This window comes from Porphyrobacter sp. AAP60, from assembly GCF_001296025.1.
GTDB lineage: Bacteria > Pseudomonadota > Alphaproteobacteria > Sphingomonadales > Sphingomonadaceae > Erythrobacter.
In genome coordinates this window covers 233374-255357 of the sequence record NZ_LJHV01000008.1, presented here as the reverse complement: position 1 = coordinate 255357, position 21984 = coordinate 233374, and the positions used below count along the sequence as shown (strand labels likewise).

Sequence of the window (21984 nt, the reverse complement as noted above, 5' to 3'; positions counted from 1 at the left end):
AGTGGCCGCATTCCAGATCGACCGCGCACCGCTGCTGGACGGGGTTCCGCATGGTTTTTTCGGCAGCGCGGGCGGGGCGCACCAGTTCGGCTTCGGCGGGCCGGGCGATTCGGAGTATGTGCGCGCCTTGCGCGCTGCTGCGGCAGATGCAATTCTGCCTGACGGCGCGCTTGCCGCGCCGCATCAGGTCCACTCACCCGATGTGGTGCATGTGACTGCGGCTTGGGACGATGCCGCCACAGGTCGTCCGGTGGCCGACGCGGTCGTCACCGCCACTCGGGGCGTGGTGCTCGGCATCGTCACTGCTGACTGCGCACCGGTGTTGTTCGCTGACCAGCATGCGGGCGTGATCGGCGCGTCCCATGCCGGGTGGCGCGGGGCGGTGGAGGGGGTGTTGGAAAACACCATCGCCGCAATGGAGGCGCTTGGCGCCAGCCGGCACAACATCGCCGCCGCGATCGGCCCTACGATTGCGCAATCCAGTTACGAGGTCAACACACCTTTCCGCGCGCATTTCGGCGCGGATGCTGAGAGATTTTTCAGCCCTGCTCCGGAACGGGAGGGTACCCCGCGCTGGCATTTCGATCTTCCTGGATTCATTGTCGCAAGGCTGGCCAGTGCAGGCCTCGGCAAAATTGCGGATATTGGTCGGGATACTTTATCGCAGGTCGCGCGTTACCATTCGCATCGACGCTCGACGCAAGCGGGCGAGGCGAATTATGGCCGCCAGATCAGCATGATCGCGCTGCCGTAAGGCTGTCTTGCACGTGGGCGAATGGGGCTTGATCAAAACACGGTTGGTTTTTGCAATAATTGCCGTTAATTGCCCCCCGCAAGCTCCGGGCGGGCTGCGTGACAGAAGCGCAGGCTGATCGGGGCAGGGTTCAATCCGACGGATCACAGCGGAGGCATTCGCCTTCGATACAGGAACACCACGCCGCGCCGGGCGTTTCACCAGCGCGGCACTACGAGCAGGGTATTTGACGATGGCTGAGATGAGCGGTGCTACCACTCCGGCAGTTGCCTCTGAACCGGAAACCGGAGACGGCGTTCGCCGCCGTGACTGGATTCACATCGCTGCGCTGAGCACTGCCGGCGTTGGCGGGGCTTCGCTACTGTTCCCGCTGGTCAGCCAGATGGCGCCTTCGGCCGACGTGCTTGCCGCAAGCAGCACCGATATCGATGTCAGCGCGATCCAGCCGGGTCAGAGCATCAAGACCACTTTCCGCAAGCAACCGCTGTTCGTGAAGCGCCTGACGCCGCAGGAAATCGCAGCGGCCAAGGCCGATGACGCCACCGACATGCGCGATCCGGCCACATTGGCCTCGCGCACCAAGGAAGGGCACGAGGATATTCTCATCACCATGGGTGTCTGCACCCACCTCGGCTGCGTGCCGCTGGGCGCTGCAGAAGGCGAGAACAAGGGCGAGTTCGGCGGTTATTTCTGCCCGTGTCACGGATCGCATTACGACGTGGCAGGTCGCATCCGCAAAGGCCCCGCGCCAACCAACCTGCTCGTGCCGGAATATGCGTTCAGCTCTGATACCGTCGTCCGTGTCGGCTGATCTTGCGTAACTGACTGACAACGATAATCGACCCGACCCGTAACATCGATCATTTCGAGAGAACGCTATGAGTTTCGCCTGGGCAAAGCAGTACGAGCCAAAATCCGCATTCACCAAGTGGATTGACGAGAAATTGCCGTTTCCGCGGCTCGTGTACAACGCGGTCGGCGCCGGTTATCCGGTGCCGCGCAACCTCAACTACATGTGGAATTTCGGCGTGCTCGCCGGGTTCTGCCTGATGATCCAGATCGTCACCGGGGTTGTGTTGGCGATGCATTATGCCGCCAACCAGGCTGTTGCCTTCGGCACAGTCGAACACATCATGCGCAACGTCAATTATGGCTGGATGATGCGTTATGCGCACGCCAACGGCGCGAGCTTCTTCTTCATTGTGATTTACCTGCACATTTTCCGCGGGTTCTTCTATTCCTCCTACAAAGCCCCGCGCGAGATGATCTGGTTGCTGGGTGTTGTGATCTTTCTGCTGATGATGGCGACTGCCTTCATGGGTTACGTGTTGCCGTGGGGCCAGATGAGCTTCTGGGGCGCGCAGGTGATCACCGGTCTGTTCAGCGCGATCCCGCTGGTTGGTGAGCCGCTGCAGGTGTGGCTGTTGGGCGGTTTCGCGCCGGATAACGCCGCACTGAACCGCTTCTTCTCGCTGCACTTCCTGCTGCCCTTCGTGATTGCGGGCGTTGTGATCCTGCACATCTGGGCGCTGCATATTCCCGGCTCGTCAAACCCGACCGGCGTGGAAGTGAAGCAGGAATCGGACACGGTTCCATTCCACCCTTATTATACATCCAAGGACGGGTTCGGTCTGGGCGTGTTCCTGATCTTCTTCACCCTGTTCGTGTTTTTCCTGCCCAATGTGCTGGGCCACCCGGATAACTACATCGAAGCCAACCCGCTTTCGACACCGGCGCTGATCGTTCCGGAATGGTACTTCTATCCGTTCTACGCGATCCTGCGGGCCTTCACCGGTGACCTCACCATTCCGTTCACCGGCATCGTGCTAATCCCGGCCAAGCTGCTCGGTGTGATCGGGATGTTTGGTGCGATCCTCGTGTGGTTCTTCCTGCCCTGGCTGGACAAGAGCCCGGTGCGGTCGGGCCATTATCGCCCGCTGTTCCGCAAGTTCTTCTGGTTTGGCCTGATGCCGACCATGGCGGCGCTGTTCTATCTTGGCGGTGCGCACGCTGAAGAGCCGTACATCATGCTCAGCCAGATCTTCACAGCTTACTACTTTATGCACTTCCTGGTGATCCTGCCGATCATCAGCCAGATTGAAGTGCCCAAGCCGCTGCCCTTCTCGATTACCGAAGGGGTGCTTGGTTCCGACAAGCCCGGCACCACGTCGGGCGGAGGCAAGATCGATCCTGACAGTGTGGTCGATGGTCGTCCCGGCACCGCTACCGATGGTTCGCTGCAACCGGCCGAGTAATCGGCCGGAAGCATCTTCCCAAACAATCTGAACCGATAACTAGAAAGAGTTCAGTCATGTCTATTCGTTTCGGAGGCATCATTGCAGGCCTCGCCATCACACTGGTGCTGGTGCTTTGGTCGCTTGCGCCCGGCGTCTATAATTTTGCGTTCGGCCCGGCGCCGGAAAAGCAGCCTTCCTACGCATTCTACGAACATGGCGAAGGCCCGGCGGGCGGTTTCTCGTTCGATGGCGCTTTCGGCAAGTGGGATTACGGCCAGCTGCAGCGCGGCTACCAAGTGTACAAGGAAGTTTGCTCGGCCTGCCACAGCCTGAAGTTTGTCGCGTTCCGCAACCTGCGCGAACTCGGTTACACCGAGGCTGAAGTCGATGCCGAAGCCAAGAGCTGGACAGTGCCGGGGATCGATCCGGACACGGGCGAGACGACCACCCGTCCCGGGATGCCGACCGATTACTTCCCGATGCCGTTCCCCAATTCGATCGCCGCAGCGGCTGCCAACAACAACGCGATCCCGCCGGATCTTTCGCTGATGACCAAGGCGCGTCACGACGGATCGAACTACGTCTACGATCTGCTGACCGGTTATGGCGAGCCCGATCCCGAGAAGGCCGCGAAGGTCGGTTTTGAAACGCCGCTGGGCCTCTATTTCAACAAGCACTTCCCCAATGTGAACATTGCAATGGCCCCGCCCATCGCGATTGACGGGCAGGTGACCTATGCCGATGGCACCGAAGCGACGGTCTCGCAGATGTCGAAGGACGTCGCTGCCTTCCTGACCTGGACGGCAGAACCTTCGCTAATCGAACGCAAGCAGACCGGTTGGTTCGTGCTCGGGTTCCTGCTGTTCGCGACTGTGCTGGCTTTCCTTAGCTACAAGCAGGTCTGGGCCGGGATGAAGCCGAAGAAGAAGTAAGCTTTCCGATTACCCGAAAGCTTCAGGCGCCCCGCCATCCCCTTGCGGATGGCGGGGTGCTTGTGCATTCAGACCCGTGAAAGGGGCCGCTTCCACCATGATCGCACCGCATTTGTCACCCGACGAGTTGAAGGCGCTGGTGCGCACCGTGCCGGATTTTCCGCAACCGGGCATCCAGTTCCGCGATATCACCACGCTGATCGGCCATGATCAGGGCATGGCGGCCAGCGTGCATCACCTCGCCCGGCTGGCGGATGCGGCAGGCGCGCACAAGATCGCTGGAATGGAAGCGCGTGGCTTCATCTTCGGCGCAGCGGTGGCGGTGCAGCTTGGGGTGGGATTTGTCCCGGTAAGAAAGCCCGGCAAGTTGCCCATCGATACGATCGGCATCGATTATGCGCTCGAATACGGCACCGACCGGCTCGAAATGGATCCGGGCGCGGTCGAGCCGGGGCAGAAGGTTGTGATGGTTGATGATCTGATCGCTACTGGCGGCACTGCGCTCGCCTCGGCCGCGTTGCTGCGCCGCGCGGGCGCTGTGATCGAACAGGCGCTATTCGTGATCGATCTTCCAGACCTCGGCGGCGCAGCGCGGCTGCGCGATGCCGGTATTACTGTGAACGCGCTGATGGCATTCGAAGGCGAGTAACCGGCGCGGACCGAGGAACAAACCGGCCCTAAACAGGGTTGCTGCGTCAGGTTGTGCTGGTGCTGTAACCTCGTCTATGGCGGGCAAGCGCAAGCAGCGCATTCGACAGGGCAATTTCGTAACAAGGGACCGCCAGACCGCCAATGGCCATACCATTGACGCTTCTCACGCTGGTGGCGCTGCCATTCCTTGCCGCGCTGGCCATTGCGCTGGTGACGGGGGCGAGCCGTGCCGTGCATTCGGGCATTGCTGGCGGAGCGAGCGCCGTCGGCCTCGCGCTGCTGGCTACGCTGGCGGGCCCGGTGATCGCGGGCGAAGTGCCGACAGCGCGGTGGGACTGGGTGCCAACGCTCGGACTTGATCTGGCATTGATGGTTGATCCGCTGGGCCTGATGTTTGCTGGCCTGATCCTAGGCATTGGCCTGCTGGTGGTAATCTTTGCCCATTTCTATCTCTACGCGGGCGAGGCGACAGGACGGTTCTTTGCTAGCCTGATGCTGTTTCAGGGCGCGATGCTGGGCATCGTGATCGCAGGCAATGTGCTGCTGCTGTTGGTGTTCTGGGAGTTGACCAGCCTCGCCTCGTTTCTGTTGATCGGGTTCTGGCAGCACAAGGCCGAAGGGCGGCAGGGCGCGCGCATGGCACTGGCGGTGACAGGCGGAGGCGGTCTGGCGCTGATTGGCGGCCTGCTGCTGCTGGGCGTGGTGGCGGGATCGTTCGATCTGGCGACTATCCTTGAACGCGGTGACATTGTTCGCGCCTCTCCGCACTATCCGGTGCTGCTGGGGCTGATCCTGCTGGGGTGCTTCACCAAATCGGCGCAGTTCCCGTTCCATTTCTGGCTCCCCCACGCAATGGCAGCCCCCACCCCGGTGAGCGCCTATCTCCACTCTGCCACCATGGTGAAGGCGGGGGTGTTCCTGCTCGCAAGGCTATGGCCGGTGCTGGCCGGGACGGAAGCTTACACGCTGATCGTTACCAGCGTTGGCCTGATCACGATGATACTGGGCGCGGGCGTGGCGCTGTTCCGGCATGACCTGAAAAGCATCCTTGCCTATTCGACCATCAGCCAGCTCGGCATGCTGGTGATGCTACTGGGCTTTTCGCTCAAGGCGGCGGCGCTGGCTGCGGTGCTGCACATACTCAACCACGCAGCTTTCAAGGCTGCGCTGTTCATGAGCGCAGGGATCGTCGAACACGAAACCGGCACGCGCGATATCCGGCGTTTGGGCGGGTTGGCCAAAGCGATGCCGATTACCGCAATCATTGCGACACTCGCCGCCGCATCTATGGCGGGCCTACCGCCGCTGGGCGGGTTCATATCGAAAGAGCTGATGCTCTACGAAACGCCAAAGGTCGCGTTGTTGGGCCTGCCATGGCTGCTGCCGGTACTGGCCACGTTGGGCGCGACTTTCTCGGTCGGTTATTCGCTGCGGTTGGCCGGGCATCTGTTCTTAGGCAAGCCGCGCGAGGCTGAACCTTTTGCCCGCGCGCATGATCCGGGCGCTGGCATGTGGGGCGGCCCCGCCCTGCTGACCGCGCTGGCGGTGTTGCTGGGACTGATCCCTATGGCACTCGCCGCGCCGCTGGTAGGCGCAGTCACGGGCGCGGTGACCGGTGCGCCTGCACCAGAGTTTGATCTTGCGTTGTGGCACGGGGTCAACCTTGCGCTTGTCCTCAGCCTGATCGCGGTTGCCGGCGGCGCTCTGCTGCTATGGCAGCACCAAACATTGCTGGCACTGTGGGAACGCGTGCGCTGGCCCGATGCCAAACGGATGTTTGAAGCCACGATCGCCTTTGCCGATCGCTGGACGCGCAAGGCGATCGTGGCGTCCCACGCGCCCTCGTTGCAAAATATGCTGCTGGCGACGTTCGGCGTGATTGTGGCCCTAGTGATCGATGGGGTGGTGACCGGCGGCGGAGTGTTGACCGGCGCCCGTCCGGGTCTGCCCGCTTCTGCGCCCGGCATCATCGCATGGGTGTTGATGATCGCGGCCACGGCTGCGGTGGTGAATGATTCGCGCAACCGCCTGCGGGTGCTGATCTATATCAGCGTCATCGGCCTCGTGATCAGCCTCGCCTTCGTGCAGTTTTCCGCGCCCGATCTCGCGCTTACGCAGATTTCGGTCGAGGTGGTCACGATCCTGCTGTTGCTGCTGGCGCTGAACCTGCTGCCGAAAAGCCCGCCACTGCTATCATCCGCGCCGCGCAAGTGGCGTGACGGGGCGCTGGCGGTTGCCGGCGGCGTGCTGGTTGGCGGGATCGCATGGGCCATGCTGACGCGAGATGTCGGCACCACCATCGCCGCCTATCACCTTGCCAATGCCAAATCGGGCGGGGGCGGCACCAATGTCGTCAATGTCATCCTCGTCGATTTCCGCGCCTTCGATACGCTGGGCGAGATTATCGTTCTCGGGGTTGCCGGACTGGGTATTTTCGCGCTGCTGGATACCGCTGTGGTCGGCGCAGCAGGTGCGCGGCTGCGGGCGTGGCGCATGGACACTGTCCTGTCGCCCGAACGCCATCCGATGATGCTGGTGATGGCGAGCCGCATCGTGTTGCCGCTGACATTGACGGTGGGGATATTCCTGTTCCTGCGCGGGCATAACCAGCCTGGCGGCGGTTTCATTGCCGCGCTGGTGGTGGCGATTGCCTTCCTTGTCCAATATCTTGCCGCGGGCTTCGACTGGTCTGATGAGCGGCGCCGGTTCAGCGAGCACAAGATGATTGCATGGGGTGTGCTTGCAGCGATAGCGACGGGTCTCGGTTCCCTGCTTTTCGGTGCCAATTTCCTGACTTCGACCTTCGAATACTTCACGCTTCCCCTGATCGGAACTTTCGAACTGGCAAGCGCGATGATGTTCGATATCGGCGTATTCCTCGCCGTATTCGGCGCGGTCATGCTGGCGCTGGCCAAGCTCAGCAACATTGCCCAGCGCGCCGCGCGTGCGACGGTCGAGCAGCATGAACGGGAGACCGGGGCATGACCTACGAGTTCCTCGTCGCAAGTGCGATCGGCGTGCTGGTGGCAGGCGGCATTTTTCTTGCCCTGCGTGCGCGCACTTTTCAGGTGGTGCTGGGCCTCACGCTCATCTCCTACGCGGTCAATCTGTTCCTGTTCGCATCGGGGCGACTGGTGGTGGGGCGCCCGCCGATTTGGGACAAGGCGGTTGCCGAATACACCGATCCCCTGCCGCAGGCGCTGGCGCTGACGGCGATCGTGATCACCTTCGGCATGACCGCCTTTGTAGTGATCCTCAGCCTGCGCAGCTTCCTTGAAACCGGCAGCGACCATGTCGATGGCGATACCGTTCCCTGCGACGCGCAGGACGGGCTGGGCGGCAACAAAGGCGGGGGCGATCAGCCGTGATCCTGGCCGAACATCTGCCCGTGCTGCCAGTGGCGATCCCCGCGCTGGCCGCACCTTTCGCGCTGCTGGTGATGCGGCGGCGGCGGGCACTGGGCGTTGGTATAGCGCTGACCTCGTGCCTGGCCATGCTTGGCGCAGCGTTGGCTCTGATGGCACGGGTGATCGATGGCACCATCATTTCCTATGCCATGGGCGATTGGCCCGCACCGTTCGGCATCGTGCTTGTGGCCGACAGGCTGGCCGCGATGATGCTGGTGCTGACCGCTACACTGGCCCTGATTGCTCTGCTGCACGCGGTTGTAACCCGCGCCGATCGCAAGGGCTGGCATTTCCACCCGCTTTTCCAGTTCCAGCTGATGGGATTGAACGGTGCGTTCCTGACCGGCGATCTGTTCAACCTGTTCGTGTTTTTCGAAGTGCTGCTGATCGCATCCTACGGTCTGATGCTGCACGGGCAGGGTTCGGCCCGGTTGAAGGCCGGGGTGCAATATGTGGTGGTGAACCTTGTCGGTTCGTCGGTCTTCCTGATTGCGCTGGGGCTGCTTTATTCACTCACCGGCACACTCAACATGGCCGATATGGGCCTGCGTGTGGCAGAGATTGCCCCTGCCGATCAGGGCTTGCTGCGGATTGCCGCGCTGCTGCTGGTGAGCGTGTTCGCGCTGAAGGCCGCAGTCGCACCGCTCCACCTGTGGCTGGCGCGCACCTATGCCGTCTCTACTCCGGCAGTTGCAGCGCTGTTTGCGATCATGACCAAGGTTGGTGTCTATTCGATAATCCGGGTGGTGCCGCAGGTGTTTGGCGATGGCGCGGGAGCTGCTGCGTGGGTGCCAGCGCCCTATTTGCTGCCTGCCGCGATAGTGAGCGCCGTGATCGGCTTTGCCGGGGTTTTCGTGGCCCGCAGCCTTTCGGAACAGGCCGCATATGCAGTGGTCGGATCAACCGGCACGCTGCTGATTGCGGTTGCAGGCTGGACGCCCGAAAGCCTTGGTGCCGCGCTTTATTATCTCGTTCATTCCACCATTGCGGCTGCTGCGCTGTTTCTGGTGGCAGATGTGGTCGCGCGCCGCCGCAGGGGTTATGGCGACAGCGCCAGCCCCGGAGCCGATTTCGCGGATCGGCAAGGCGCCGGACTGTTGTTTATGGTGGCCGCCATTGCCGTTTGCGGATTGCCGCCACTATCGGGCTTTATCGGCAAGCTGCTGATCCTCAAATCGCTCGCCCCGTTGCCGGACTGGGGGGCGGGATGGACAGTGATCCTGGTGACGACCTTTATCGGTGTGATCGGTTTTGCGCGCGTAGGCAGCGCGGTGTTCTGGAAGGCTGCCGCTGCTGAGCCCCAACAGCCAGTCCCGGGCACCAGCCGCGCCGATTTTGCCGCACCGGTTATTGCCCTTGCGCTGTTAGTGGCACTTTCGGTCGGGGCAGGCTGGGCAAGCGCCTATGCCAACGCCGCCGCCGCGCAGGTGCTTGATCCGACGCAGAGCGCGGCGGTGGTGCTGCTGCAAGGGGGCGCGTCATGAACCGCCTGCTTCCACACCCCGGTCTCAGCGCGCTGCTGGTGGCAATGTGGATGGTGATGGTCAACGACATCTCCTTCGGCTCGCTATTCCTTGGCATTGTGATCGGCATAGTGGTTCCGCTGTTCACCGCGCCTTGGTGGCCGGGGCGACCCCACGTGCGATTTGCACCAGGCATCGCCTATGTCGGGCTGGTGCTGTGGGATATCATAATTGCCAATTTCGAAGTTGCCGCGATCATCCTGTTCAAGCCGAACCGTGATCTGCGCCCGGCATGGCTGACCGTACCGCTCGATCTGACCACGCCCGAAGCGATCACTGTGTTTGCAGGCACGATCAGCCTGACCCCTGGCACGGTATCAGCGGATGTTTCGGCCTGCGGGAAATATCTGCTGGTGCATGCCCTCCACGCGCCTGAGCCAGGGGCCGAGGTTGCCAAGGTCAAGGCGCGGTATGAATCCCGGCTGATGAGGATATTCGTATGATCGGCTATGCGCTCGCCTTCGGCTTCGGTGCGCTCGGTCTGGCGCTGGCGATGAACCTGTGGCGGTTGTTCAAAGGGCCGGGCGTGGCCGATCGCATCTTCGCGCTCGATACAATGGTGATCAACGTGATCGGGCTGATCGTACTTGCCGGAATTGCGGGCAACAGCGGCACCTCCTTCGAAGCAGCGCTGCTGCTGGCGATGGTCGGCTTTGTCGGCACGGTCGCCTATGCCAAGTTCCTCCTGCGCGGGGATATCATCGAATGACCGGCGGTGTGTCCTTGGCCGAGGTGGTCGTCAGCGCGCTGATCGTGCTTGGCGGTGCGTTTGCACTGATCGGCAGCTGGGGGCTGGTGCGCCTGCCTTCGCTGATGGAACGGCTTCATGGGCCGACCAAGGCGACCACGCTGGGGCTGGGTGGGATTCTGGTTGCCTCGATCGTGTGGTTCCAGTTCGTCCGCGGGGAATGGACCACGCACGAATTGCTGGTGTCCGTGTTCCTGTTCGTCACCGCGCCGATCAGCGCCAACATGATTGCCAAGGTGCATCTGCTGCGGCTTCGCCAGGGCGATGCGTCAGAGCCGGGTGGTCCCGCAGGCGAGCCTTTGCCGCCCGCTGCCGGAGTGGACTGGGCAACGCATGAAGCCCCCCAACTGGGCACGCCGGGCGATCTTGAAGGCGATTGAGGCGCTATGCGCCAACGCACAGCGGCAGGGTGAACAAGATGTCGCCTGACACGACCGTACCGATGCAGGGCGAGGGTGTCCGTTTTGGCGAAATGGTGAGCGTGTTTGCTCGCATTGGCGTGCTGAGCTTTGGCGGGCCAGCGGGACAGATCGCCCTGATGCACCACGAACTGGTGGAAAAGCGGCGCTGGATCGGCGAGGCGGATTTCCTCCACGGGCTCAATTTCTGCCACCTGCTACCCGGTCCCGAAGCACAGCAGCTTGCCACTTGGATCGGCTGGCGCCTGCACGGCATGCGCGGCGGGTTGGTAGCGGGCTTGTTGTTCGTGATTCCCGGCGCAGTGATCATCCTTGCGCTGTCGATGCTCTACGCAGTGGCGGCTGATCTGGCATGGGTCGCGGCGGTGTTTCTGGGCGTAAAGGCGGCGGTGCTGGCGATTGTGGTGCAGGCGTTGATGCGCATTGCAGGGCGCGCACTCGATACGCCGCTCAAACGGGGGCTGGCGCTGGGTGCGTTTCTGGGCCTGTTCCTGTTTGACCTGCCATTTCCGCTGATCGTGCTGGGGGCAGGCGCCATTGGCGTGATCGCGGCGGCGTTTCGTCCCGGTTGGCTGGCGCTGAAGCCCGCTGCGGCGCCCTCTGCCCCGTCCCGCCCTCCGTGGCGCAGCACCATCGGTGCGGCGGCGCTGTGGGGCACGGTCTGGGCAGCGCCAATGGTGCTGATTGCGCTCACGCTGGGCCGCGATCACGTGTTTTGGGACATCGGCGTGTTTTTCTCGCAGCTGGCTGTGGTGACATTTGGCGGAGCCTACGCGGTGCTGGCCTATATGGCGCAGGAAGCGGTGCAGAGCTTTGGCTGGCTGCGGCCGGGCGAAATGGCCGACGGGCTGGGACTGGCCGAAACCACACCCGGCCCGCTGATCCTCGTCACGCAATTCGTCGGCTATCTCGCCGCCTTCCGCGCGCCCGATCCGTTCACGCCGCTGGTGGCCGGTTTGCTGGGGGCCATCCTGACGACTTGGGTCACCTTTGCGCCGTGCTTCATGTGGATTTTCGCGTTGGCGCCGTGGATTGACCGGCTGGGCCATGCGGCGCGGTTGAAGGGTGGTCTGGCAGCGGTAACAGCGGCGGTGGTGGGCGTGATCGCCAACCTTACCGCATGGTTCGCACTGCACGTTCTGTTCGCGCGGGTAGGGGAACGAAGCTTCGGCCCGGTGCGGCTTGATTGGCCCGATATTGCCAGCCTCGATTGGCGTGCCGCCGTGCTGGCGGTGCTTGCTGTGCTGCTGGCGTTCCGGTTCGGCTGGTCAGTGCTGAGCATTCTGGCGCTCAGCGCGGCGGGCGGAGTTGCGCTGGCGTGGGCCACATGAAAGCCGCCGCCAGCGCTCAAAATCGCGATACTGCCCGCTGAGGGCCAGATTTGATCTGGTTTTCAGTGATTTGGAGGCTGGAGCGCGTAGCGGGAATCGGCGCCACATTTCCATGATCTCGAAAACCGCAGGTTGTTGGGTCTGCGAAGGCGTTTCTATCCCGCTGTGGGAGAAGGTCTAGGACCAGCTTTTGGCACCGGTTCGATTCCCCATTTTGCCCCAAAGAGCAAAACAAACGCTTGCACCGTTCGTGTTCGCTGGCACATCTGCCGAACGCGTTCGGCAGATTTCTCGGGTTCTGACAAAAGCGGCCGCCCAGCTAGCGCGCCCTAAACGGACACCTGGTCGAGACGGTCAGTCCATACGGCAGCGATAAACCAAAATGCCAGACCGGCGAAGGCCTCTACGCACATTCTCGGATGACTGCGTCCAGCGTGTAAATGTCGCCAGTCGGCGCGGCCGTAATCGTCGCGCTTCCCGCCATGCAGATGCCGAGCCGCTTCGCCTGTTCCGGTTCTAGCGCGAGCCTGAACCGACCCGGCTTGATTTGCTCGAAGAAATAAGAGCCGCCGCGCTCGGTCCGCGTCGATCCGGCGACGTCGCCCTTGTCGTCCAGCAGCAGCAGCCGCAGTCCGGAAACCCCGCGCGCTGTGTCTGCGCCTTCAAAGGTGATTGTCCCCTCGATCTCGCTCAGAGCAACAATCGGGAAGTCCATCACGTGAAAACGTCCGGCGCGGGGCACGATCTCAATTCCCCGGGAGGCCGGGGCCATCATGATATCGGGCAGGCTTGCAGGATCGACTTGAACTGCAACCGGGTTGCCATTGCCAAGCCGCGTGAGCAGGGCCATCCCTTGTTCATCGGTTGTTGCGGTGTTGTTGAACACGTTGAAATTCACGTCCCTGAGCGGAACATCGCCTGCGCTGAAGGTGCCGTTGCCATCTATGTCCTGAAATGCTCTCAGGCTGACTGCCCCCGATGAAGCCTGCCCCGGTGGCGCGACGAAGACATTGCGCTTGTAAGGATCGCGGCCGAAGCTCAACCCAAGCCGCAGCGCGACCGAATAGCTTTTCTGTTCGAAGGCATAGGTTCCGTCAATCGCTACGGTGAACTTGTCGAATTCACGCACTGCAGAGGCGCCAAGCCCAAATTCGCCCGTCTGGAATGAGTGGAAGGCTTGCCCGCTGACCGAGGTGCGATCATCGACCTGATAGGCAAGTTGCACAGAACCATTGGTAATTTCAGGGCCTTGCAACAGCGCATAGCCCACCGATGCGCGCATCTGCACCCGTGAGCGCTTGAAAGTGGCAAGGTCGAAATTGCCGATCAGTTGGGAAAAGCCTGTGCCGTCTGGGTTGGTGTTGCGCGAATATTCCATCGTGTTCGACACCACCACGCCGGGCAGGCGAAAGGAGCTTCGGAAGATGGCGTTGGTATCGGATCGCCCGTTCTCGAATTCAACGTGGCGAATGCGGGCGGCGATCGGGATGGCTTGTCGAGGCAGCTTGATGTTACCGTTGAAATCGAGCTCGGTCGCGCGGCGTAGGGGATCGCGGGTGTTGACCCTGATTTCGTCCCGGAAACCGCCGCCATATTCAAAGTGGGACAGCGAGAACGCGCCGCCCATCAGGCGTCCGCCGATCCCGGCACCTATTGCAGTGCTCCCATCGGTTCCAAGGGCCCCGTCGGCACGAAAGGCGAGCGAGCCAAAGCCGCTTCGCAGTCCGGCCGTAGCAACCGACAAGGTGCCATCATCCTCTTCGAAATAGGCGAGGCTTGTAACGGCAGTGAGCTTTGAGTTCAGTCCGTAAGACAGCCTTGCGGCAGCTTGCCAACTTCCAAAACCTTCGATCGGATTGAAGTTCGGGCCTCGAACAGCCAGCAGGTTTTCGCCGCGCTGAACCAGGCCGACATCATATTCAAACTGCCCCGTCGCCAGCCGCCCATCGCCCACTGTGACGCGCCGGATTTCTTCGCGGCGCTGCCCTTGCGGCCCGTAGAACACCAGACGAAACACGTTGAGCCCGTAATCGACCGGCACTTCGAGGAATTCGTATTGATCATTTGCCGCGCTGGCGATCGAGCCCACAAGAACATCATTGCGGTAAAGTTCGACTTCATATCCATTGGGCAGGATCCCGCGCAGATCGATTTGTTCGAACACGGATGCGTTCTGGAATGGCCGGTTTGTGATATATGCGCCGCGCCCGGCTTGCCCGCGCAGCCCCAAAGGCATCGAGGATGTGGCGACGTCGCCGAACTGGAAATCGGTGGCGTCCAGCGGGCCGAGCAGGTTGCCTTCCGCATCGCTGCGTCCCAGCTGGATGAGGGATGCCACCAGGCCGTCCCTGGTCGAGGCGGAAAAATAGGTTTGGGCGGTCATGAATGCCAAATCCCCGCCAAGCCGCAGATCGCCTTCAAGCCGCGAACCCATCGGGGAATCCGAAACCGCGCGCATTTCAACGTCGGCAAGCGGCATTGATGCGGCCAGCCATGGCGTTTCCTGCCGTGGCCAGGCCGCCTGCTGCGGTCTTCCCTCGCGTGCCCCCAGCTGCGCCCGCTCTGCCTCGCGCCGCATCCGTTCCTCGAAAGGAAAAGGCTCCAGCGTGGCAAGATAGATTGCCTGCGCTCTCAGGTTCGGCTTCAACTCAAGCGGAAAAATCTCGCCGAACAGCTCGCTGCGCAGGAACATTTCGCCATCAAAGGCTTGGGCCTCGCCAGGCCTCAGCGGTCGCATGCCTTCGGGCGTGATCAGGGTTTGCTCGCGCAGGTTGATGGTGAGGCTTCGCGCTTCGTCCAGGAACCATCCGTTAGCATAGTTGCCATCGTCACTGACCCGGATCGCGAGATCAAGAATGCGCGCAATCTCGCCAACCGGCAGGAAGACCGCTTCACGCGTGCCATAGGCAACCACCGTATCAGTGGCATCAAAGCCCTTAATCTTCAGCTGCAAGATCAGTTCGTCATCAATCGTAAAGGCCGGTTTGCGTTCTTCGGCAGGGAATGTTTGGGTGCCGGGACGAATGTCGTAATTTTGCTGCTGCTGGGCCGCCAGTTCCGTTGGTGCTGTGCCATTTGGCAGACTTGCCGGACTGGCCGATTCAATCGGCCGGGCAACGGGCTTGATCGGAACAGCGGCGGCAAGCGCAGCGCCTGCCTCGATCATTCGGATCCTGGCAGGACTTGCGTCAGCCTTGGCCAACAATTCCTGCGGCGCCAAACTCCGGTCGTTCTCGGGAGCGGTATCGGAAGCGGGCATTGGCCGCGCGGCAGCCGAAACCGCGGCGTTCTGCGGAATCGACGCTGACGCCGGTTGTGGATCGCCCATGCGATGATCGTGTGCACTTTCAGCCGTCCGGTCGGTAAGCGGGGGAACGGCAACAAAATCGGGCGCTAGACGATCATATGGCCCGCGCACCATCGGGCCAGAGGCTCCGGGCGCGATCAGGGCGTCTGAATTGTCGAGGCGAAAGGTCCAGGGGGCCAGTTGAGCGACGCCTGACCCGGTCGATTTCTGGACCTTTGGGGTAACGAGGGTTGCTGATGGCTGCACGCCCACCGCCGCGCGTCCGGCCGCGGGCTGTGCCTGAAAGGCGGCGCGGATCAAACGGTCGGGCTGAGAAGCTGTCATTGGCACAGCACTATGGCGGGGCATGGCCTTGATTTCGGGCGGTTGCCGAAGGTCCGGCACGACCTTCAGTAGACGCGCAACCGGCACCGTGTCCTGGGCAGTGGACGCAGTAACGACCAGCTGCGCAGGCACGCTTGCCCCGGCGTTATCCCATGGCCGAGCCATGAGCGGCCCACCCAGCAATCCTGGAAGAGCGGCAATTGCTGCAAGAACGCCGATCTTGCGAAAAATGGTCACGGCACGACAAAGGTCTGCTTGGCCAGTGTGTCACCGGGGGCGACATCGTCATCAACGAAGGTTGCGGTGACGGTCATGCCCGAGGTCAATTTGCTGATGTCGAATTCGGGATTGATGGCCAATTGTACCTTGCGGGCATCGATTTCGGGATAGACCCCGATCCCGCGGGCCACGACGAGCGGTGCTTCCTGTCCGGGCGCCGTGATGATCAGGTCGCCATAGGCCGATCTCGTGCCACTGCGCGAAATGGTGAGCGAGACTTGTGGGCCGCCATCGCCCGGAGAGATGCTGAAGTCCGCAAGGCCAACCTCAAGCGTGGTGCTGCCAACGCGAACGATCACCGGGATCGAAATACCGAAACGCGGGCGGATCGTAACGCCCACGTTGCCCGCGGCCTGATTGCCGCCGCCGAGCGCATCGTCGATCGAGAAGCCATCGTTGATGTCGCTGGGGACTGAGACCACTGTGAAATGCGCACGATATTCTCCATCAGGCAGGTCGGCCGGCGGCCTTGCCATGATGCGGACGGTCTGAGCCTCACTGCCCAGCAAAAGCACGCGGCGCGGTGACCAGCGCAGCATGTCGCTTGCTGTCTTCACCTCACTGGCATCAACGTTAGCGGGCAGGTTGCTGAATGGAATGATCTGACCACGATCAGTCATGATCATATTGGCGACCGAGATCTCGTATTCGCCTTCGAACGGCATCTTGTTGTAAAGACCAACCGAGGCAACACGTTGGCGTTGGTCCATCACGATCCGGCGCGGATAGATGTTAATGTCGCCCATCCCGCCAACAGAGCCATCGGGAACCTCGCCCGCTTTCACCTCCGGCAGTTCGGCAGGGGCTTCAGCCACTTCGGCAACGTCCTCAGCCGCTTCGAGAGCAAGGCTTTGCCCCAGAAGCGGCGCAGCAAAGCATAATGCCAATAGCCCGATCGCCCCGGACAAATTGCTCGAGCCGAAAATGTATTTTCTGTGCGTCATTTTACCGCCTGAGAACCTTTGAAACCTAGGTTCTTCTACGGTAAACGTGGTTAATATTCGGTAAGGATGTCAGCGATCAGTTATAGATTATCGTGACGTCGAATTCGCCGCGATAGGCTCCGGGAGCTTGATTCCCGTTGATGCGCAGAGTGCCCCCCATGTCCAACCGATAGACGCGGTTGCGGCCCACGCCGGATATTACAACCAACCGCCCTGCAATAGCGTTGACCGTCATGTTGGCGGTGCCGTTGGTAATGATAACAGTGCTCGGAATGAACACCGTGCCACCAAAATTGCCTGCTTGATCGACAGTAAACTGCGCTGGGCCGCGCCCACCGGCAGGTTGTGCCATATTCGTTGACGACACCACTTCGCCCGTAGCGTTGAAAGTGCCATCGACGTTGACCCGGATCGTGCTCGCATTGCCGGGTGAGGCAAAGCGGCCGAAACGCAGATCGGAGATGCGCCGGATCGTGATCGGGTCGGCAACTTCGGCTGCGGCTGTTCCGCTTCCCTGAAAGCTATCGCCAGGTTCCGCAGATACTGGAGCAGCCAAAAGGGATGCAGTGAGGGCGCAAGCCCCCATAAAAATTTTGGAAAAGCGCATGGTTACCTCCTGAGCGGGCATGAGGGGCGCAGGCCGGGGCTCTTCGAACCGCGACCCGCGCCCACTAGCTAGGCTCAGTTGTAAGCAACCGTGACGGCGTATGAACCGGTATAGGTGCCGGCGGATTCGCCGCCAGCGACGCTGAGCGTCCCGCCGACGGAGAACGCTGCTGCGCCAGCAGCGTCAAGCGTGCCGGCGGTCGCGGCACTGGTGGTGAAGTTCATGGAGTCGGTGCCGTTGGTCACCGAACCACCGGCGGTGGCAATGGTGAAAGCGCGGTTCGCGTCACCTGCTACGGTAAAGGCGTCAGCCGCTTCGACCGAGCCACCGAGAAGCGTGACTTCGCCAGCGGCGGTGCCGACACCGGCCTGATCGACAGTCACAGTGCCGCCGGCATCACCTGTGGTGAAAGTGCCGAAGTTCAGCGACGCGCCATTGACGTGCACCAGCGTGATCGGTGCGACCACCTCGGCGGTAGCGGCACCCTGTGCGGTCGAGGTATCGCCCGGAGCAGCGGCAGCCGGAGTCGCGATGAAAGCTGCGGTGGCAGCCAGAACGATGAGCTTCTTCAAGGTAATTCCCCTTCGAATTCGTTGGTCTCGGCCGAATCTGGTCTTCAACGGCCAACGGGAAACACGGTTAGCGATCCGTTCCCGTCAAAACCGTAATTACCCTGGTTCGATTAAAAACTTACTTATCGCGAATTCGTGATTAGTTAACCAATATGGCCCGCACTATTGACGACGCGGGAAACTGTGTAACCACGCCAAAGGCGCGCTTGGTAGCCGGATACACGAAGGGACGATGAGCCTCGCTCACCGCCCCTTTGCCCAGCCCTTACTGCGCTCTGGCATCATCAGCGCGTTATGCGTTAGCACCTTGGCGCCTTGACATTAGTTGTAGGAAACGATGACCGGCAGTTCGGCGCGGAACACATCAGGCCGGGTTCCGGCAGGCACTTGCAGCGTTCCGCCCACGAAAAAACTATCGCGACCCGCAATGTCGAGACGTCCTTCGCCCATGGCGGAAGGGGCATTGGAACTGCGCACTTCCAGACTGACAACGGTCAGACTGGCCCCGGTCCTGACACCATATGCGACAATCTGTCCGGGCCAGGAGACGCGGTAACTTCTGCTTGGTTCGCCAGACACACCAAAGCTTGCCCGGTGCGGCATACAGTCCGATTGGCTCGGACACAGCGATCTTGCCGTATTGATGTAGCGCGGCGGCGATCCATCCGGAGCAACTTCGACTGACCCCCGCCCAGCAGAACCGACCACGATCGAGCCAAAAGAGAGATCGGATAACGGGACGGCGCGGATCGGGATCACCACTTCGGCTTCAGCGCGGCCTAATGTGGTCGCGCCATTTTTCGCAAAGGCAGTTGGTGCAAAGGTCAACACGACTATCGGTAGGGATCGCGCCACAAACAGCAGCGGAAATCTTATGGCACGAAGCACCCTTGCCGATCTCACAGCCGATCTCTTCCCGTGATTCTGGCGTCGATGCTTATCGGAATATCGACCCTGGCCCCACCGAAATTGCGTGAGATATCCAGCCGTCCGCCAACGGTGAAAGTTCTTGAGCAGACTCTTGTGCGGCATCCCGTCAGACGAATGGTCATCGCTTCGCCCGATGCGACGCGTGAATGACCGGGTAAGTCCGTTTCAAAAGCAGACAACCGCGCATTGACGCCTCCGAACAGCAAACTGCTGGGGGCCGACATCACAAGTTCGATCGTAACGTCCAGCACATGTTTGCTTTCGTTCCCGCGATCATATTCAATCGTGAAGCGGGCGGGGCGTGGCTGGCGGCCGTCCAGCGTTACGATCGCCGAATCAATGACCGCTCCCGACGCGCTTACACTGCGAGAGCCGCTGCCGAAGACCATAAATGTCCCAAAGCTGAGCTCACTTTGGCTGCGCACACGCACTTCCTGCGGTTTTGCAATTGCTGGCGTAGCTATCAGCCATGACACCGCAAGGCACATCGCGACAATTGCGTGGCTGCCGACGGGCTTGCACATAGCGTCGAATCTGGCTCCTCGTCAGCAGAGCAGGGCTCTTAACATATCGCAGTCTACAGAATGTTCTGTCAGCAAAGCATAGCGGAAATGCCACGCAACGAAAACTGATACACAACATCGATCTTTGCAGTCTTCCCGCAATGGGGCGGTTCGCAGGTCATGTCGAAGGAAAGACCCGGTCCCAATAAAAATCTGATGCATCCGGCGCGATTGCGAAAGCTGCATGTGGTTTTCGGCGGGAGCAGACATTATCGCCGATGTTCGGGAGCGACTGTGTCTGGGGCGACAGGCGACGCATTAATCGGCTGCGATCAACGGCAGCTCGGGAATTGTGGAGCGGGTAGCGGGAAGCCAAATTTTGGCTTAATTAATGGATATCAAAGGCTAAATTCTGACTATGAAATCTCTCTGGCCCCCAACCGGCATCCCAAATTTGCTGGATGCATGTGGAAAACTTGGGACAGTCCGGTTCGGATTCGAAGTTAGGAATCGTCAATCAGATTCGGATGACCGAGCTTGGCAGATTTGTGTGGCCTTTTCAGACATATAGTGTCCAAATTATCGAATCCGATTGGCTAGTCGGATTTGATTGAGAAGCTGCCACATCCATTTTTCGCCGTTTTCAGGTTTTAAATCAGCGTGATATACTTGCGACCCGTCGCGTACGGTGTGCCTATGTCTCGAGCTTAACAGATCGAGACCAATCTCTAAGCTCGACGCGGAAATCGACATTTCGCGTAGACTAGGGGGTGGGATCGCCCTGCGCAGGGTTGTCAGACGAATTCAGGTGTCCGCTTTGCGCCCCATGTAAGTCATAGCTGGTCGCCTAAGAGCGGACCTGCTTGCCCAGTCGGCTCGAAAGGCGGGCTCCCAGACTTTGCGGTCGTTCCCCTGCGATGTGTCTAGCGGCAGGTCCCGCCTCGAGCGAACAACCAGCGTTCATCTGTCCAGATCGGCATGATTACAGCAACTGGGCGGGTTGCTGAAAGGCCGGTTTCGGATCGGAGTCTTCGCAGCATGCGCCAAGAACCGGTCTATCGACAAGCGATCATCCGCGGCCCAACTAATCGCGTTGATCTTCGTCCACCCCGAACTGTCCCGGAAATCTGCCCAGTCCGGCCAGAGCGTTTACATGCCCATCGCAGCCGGAAAAACCACTTCGGCCCGCAAGCCGCCTTGCGAGCGGTTGGACAAGCGGATCTGCGCGCCGTGGGTATGGGCGATGGCGCGGGCTATGCCGAGCCCCAAGCCGGTGCCGCCGGTCGCCTTGTTGCGCGATGCCTCGCCGCGGAAAAACGGCTCGAACACTCGCCCCAGCTGGTGTTCGGGGATGCCGGGACCGTTGTCCTCCACTGCGATCGTCAGCCCTGCAGCGCCCCGCTCGACGAAAAGGCCCACCCATCCTTTGCCGTACCGCCTTGCGTTTTCGAACAGGTTCTCGAACATCCGAGCAATTGCCAAACGGCTCCCGGCAATCATGAACGGGTCCGACGCCTTGTCCTGCGTGACATCAATCATCTGCGGCGAAGCCTTGGCGAGGGCGGCGATGAAGGAGCGCAGTTCGATCAATTCGTGCTCCGCGACCGGATGTTCGGCGCGGGCATAGGCCATCATGTCCGACAGCAGACGCTCCATCTGGGCCAGATCGGGTTCGATCTCGGCGACCGGGACATTCTCCCTGCCATCGGTCCTGAGGCGCAGTTTCGTGAGTCCTGTGCGAATATCGTGCGCAATCGCGACCATGATCTGTTCGCGCTCGCGGATCAGCCCGTCGAGCCGCAGCCGCATCCGGTTGAGCGCCTGCGCCAGACGGCGCAGCTCACGCGGGCCGGTTTCCGAGACGGGCACCGCGGTTTCCGCAAGCCCGACAAGTTCGGCATCATGCTCCAACACGCGGATCGGCCGCATGATAACCGCATGGAGCGCAAAGCCCAGCAGCACAGTAACCACCAGCACCACCGCGATCAAGAAATAGGGGGCATAGGCTGCCTCGGTGTAGAATATCGAAGGCGCCAGCCAGATGTTGAGCGCTCTGCCATCCTCAAGAGCAACGGCCATTTGGAGCGCGCTCGACGTGTTGTAGAAGATGTCGGGGTTTGCTCCGCTCCGCCGGGCAAGTTCAAGCGCGCCGACTTCATCGAAGCGAATGTCCCGCTCCCGTAGCCGCTGTGCGACAGCATTGTCGGTCCCGGTCAGCAGCGCCTGCCGGGCGCGATCCGAGGCGAGTTCGCCCGAAAAGCCGTCCGCGATCCAGGCAATCCGCGAACGGCTCGCATAGGTCGACAGGATCGCCCCTTCGGCTTCCGGCGGTGAGGTCTCGATCAGCCACACCAGTTCGGCAATGCTGTCGGCGCTCTCGGTGATGGCACGATCGAAAATGCGGCTCGATAGCGGCGTCTGCATGATCACGATCAGCCCGGCGAGAGTCAGGACCAGCAGTCCGAAAGTCAGCGCCAGCACCCGCGCCAAGATCGAGTTGAACACGCCGCCCATCT

19 protein-coding genes are annotated in these 21984 nt (G+C 61.3%); 12 read left to right on the top strand and 7 right to left on the bottom strand.

Features of this window, described 5'->3' with window-relative positions:
* Position 1: 1 nt before the first annotated feature.
* From pgeF to chrA, 12 genes are all read left to right on the top strand, one after another.
* The gene (pgeF, locus tag IP79_RS07135) at positions 2-754 is read left to right on the top strand and encodes a peptidoglycan editing factor PgeF (protein WP_054118569.1); all 753 of its coding nucleotides are present in this window, start codon (positions 2-4) and stop codon (positions 752-754) included.
* Positions 755-986: 232 nt separating this feature from the next.
* Positions 987-1565 carry a ubiquinol-cytochrome c reductase iron-sulfur subunit gene (gene petA, locus IP79_RS07130; protein WP_054118568.1) on the top strand — a complete coding sequence of 193 codons (579 nt, stop codon included), beginning with the start codon at positions 987-989 and terminating at the stop codon, positions 1563-1565.
* Positions 1566-1632: 67 nt separating this feature from the next.
* The gene (locus IP79_RS07125) at positions 1633-3009 is read left to right on the top strand and encodes a cytochrome b (protein WP_054118567.1); all 1377 of its coding nucleotides are present in this window, start codon (positions 1633-1635) and stop codon (positions 3007-3009) included.
* 56 nt (positions 3010-3065) lie between these two features.
* Positions 3066-3923, top strand: coding sequence for a cytochrome c1 (locus IP79_RS07120; RefSeq protein ID WP_054118566.1), 858 nt, complete (start codon positions 3066-3068; stop codon positions 3921-3923).
* Between the two features lie 97 nt (positions 3924-4020).
* Positions 4021-4572 carry an adenine phosphoribosyltransferase gene (locus IP79_RS07115; protein ID WP_420705621.1) on the top strand — a complete coding sequence of 184 codons (552 nt, stop codon included), beginning with the start codon at positions 4021-4023 and terminating at the stop codon, positions 4570-4572.
* Between the two features lie 143 nt (positions 4573-4715).
* Entirely contained in the window at positions 4716-7559 is a 2844-nt protein-coding gene (locus IP79_RS07110; RefSeq protein WP_054118565.1) for a monovalent cation/H+ antiporter subunit A, read from the top strand.
* Positions 7556-7942, top strand: coding sequence for a Na+/H+ antiporter subunit C (locus IP79_RS07105; protein ID WP_054118564.1), 387 nt, complete (start codon positions 7556-7558; stop codon positions 7940-7942). The genes IP79_RS07110 and IP79_RS07105 overlap by 4 nt, the downstream gene beginning before the upstream one ends.
* Positions 7939-9465 carry a monovalent cation/H+ antiporter subunit D gene (locus tag IP79_RS07100; protein ID WP_054118563.1) on the top strand — a complete coding sequence of 509 codons (1527 nt, stop codon included), beginning with the start codon at positions 7939-7941 and terminating at the stop codon, positions 9463-9465. Before IP79_RS07105 ends, IP79_RS07100 begins: the two co-directional genes overlap by 4 nt.
* Positions 9462-9947 carry a Na+/H+ antiporter subunit E gene (locus IP79_RS07095; RefSeq protein WP_054118562.1) on the top strand — a complete coding sequence of 162 codons (486 nt, stop codon included), beginning with the start codon at positions 9462-9464 and terminating at the stop codon, positions 9945-9947. The genes IP79_RS07100 and IP79_RS07095 overlap by 4 nt, the downstream gene beginning before the upstream one ends.
* Positions 9944-10213 carry a K+/H+ antiporter subunit F gene (locus IP79_RS07090; protein WP_054118561.1) on the top strand — a complete coding sequence of 90 codons (270 nt, stop codon included), beginning with the start codon at positions 9944-9946 and terminating at the stop codon, positions 10211-10213. Before IP79_RS07095 ends, IP79_RS07090 begins: the two co-directional genes overlap by 4 nt.
* Positions 10210-10632, top strand: coding sequence for a Na+/H+ antiporter subunit G (locus tag IP79_RS07085; protein WP_054118560.1), 423 nt, complete (start codon positions 10210-10212; stop codon positions 10630-10632). Before IP79_RS07090 ends, IP79_RS07085 begins: the two co-directional genes overlap by 4 nt.
* Positions 10633-10670: 38 nt before the next feature.
* Positions 10671-12002, top strand: a complete 1332-nt coding sequence (chrA, locus tag IP79_RS07080; protein ID WP_082337074.1) for a chromate efflux transporter — start codon at positions 10671-10673, stop codon at positions 12000-12002.
* A 403-nt stretch (positions 12003-12405) separates the two neighbouring features.
* Here chrA and IP79_RS07075 read toward each other — a convergent pair whose 3' ends face one another.
* The 7 genes from IP79_RS07075 to IP79_RS07050 form a co-directional block, all read right to left on the bottom strand.
* Positions 12406-15870, bottom strand: coding sequence for a hypothetical protein (locus IP79_RS07075; RefSeq protein ID WP_197273772.1), 3465 nt, complete (start codon positions 15868-15870; stop codon positions 12406-12408).
* Positions 15867-16856: a hypothetical protein gene (locus IP79_RS07070; RefSeq protein WP_054118558.1), complete on the bottom strand. Its 990-nt coding sequence runs from the start codon at positions 16854-16856 to the stop codon at positions 15867-15869. Before IP79_RS07070 ends, IP79_RS07075 begins: the two co-directional genes overlap by 4 nt.
* A gap of 76 nt (positions 16857-16932) precedes the next feature.
* The gene (locus IP79_RS07065) at positions 16933-17463 is read right to left on the bottom strand and encodes a DUF4402 domain-containing protein (RefSeq protein ID WP_197273771.1); all 531 of its coding nucleotides are present in this window, start codon (positions 17461-17463) and stop codon (positions 16933-16935) included.
* 74 nt (positions 17464-17537) lie between these two features.
* Complete coding sequence (locus IP79_RS07060; protein ID WP_197273770.1) at positions 17538-18035, bottom strand: DUF4402 domain-containing protein; 498 nt, start codon at positions 18033-18035, stop codon at positions 17538-17540.
* A 321-nt stretch (positions 18036-18356) separates the two neighbouring features.
* On the bottom strand, positions 18357-18863 hold the full coding sequence (locus IP79_RS15205) for a DUF4402 domain-containing protein (protein ID WP_197273769.1): 507 nt from the start codon (positions 18861-18863) through the stop codon (positions 18357-18359).
* A 71-nt stretch (positions 18864-18934) separates the two neighbouring features.
* On the bottom strand, positions 18935-19489 hold the full coding sequence (locus IP79_RS07055; RefSeq protein WP_054118555.1) for a DUF4402 domain-containing protein: 555 nt from the start codon (positions 19487-19489) through the stop codon (positions 18935-18937).
* A 1128-nt stretch (positions 19490-20617) separates the two neighbouring features.
* Positions 20618-21973, bottom strand: a complete 1356-nt coding sequence (locus IP79_RS07050; RefSeq protein WP_197273768.1) for an ATP-binding protein — start codon at positions 21971-21973, stop codon at positions 20618-20620.
* Between the last annotated feature and the right edge of the window lie 11 nt (positions 21974-21984).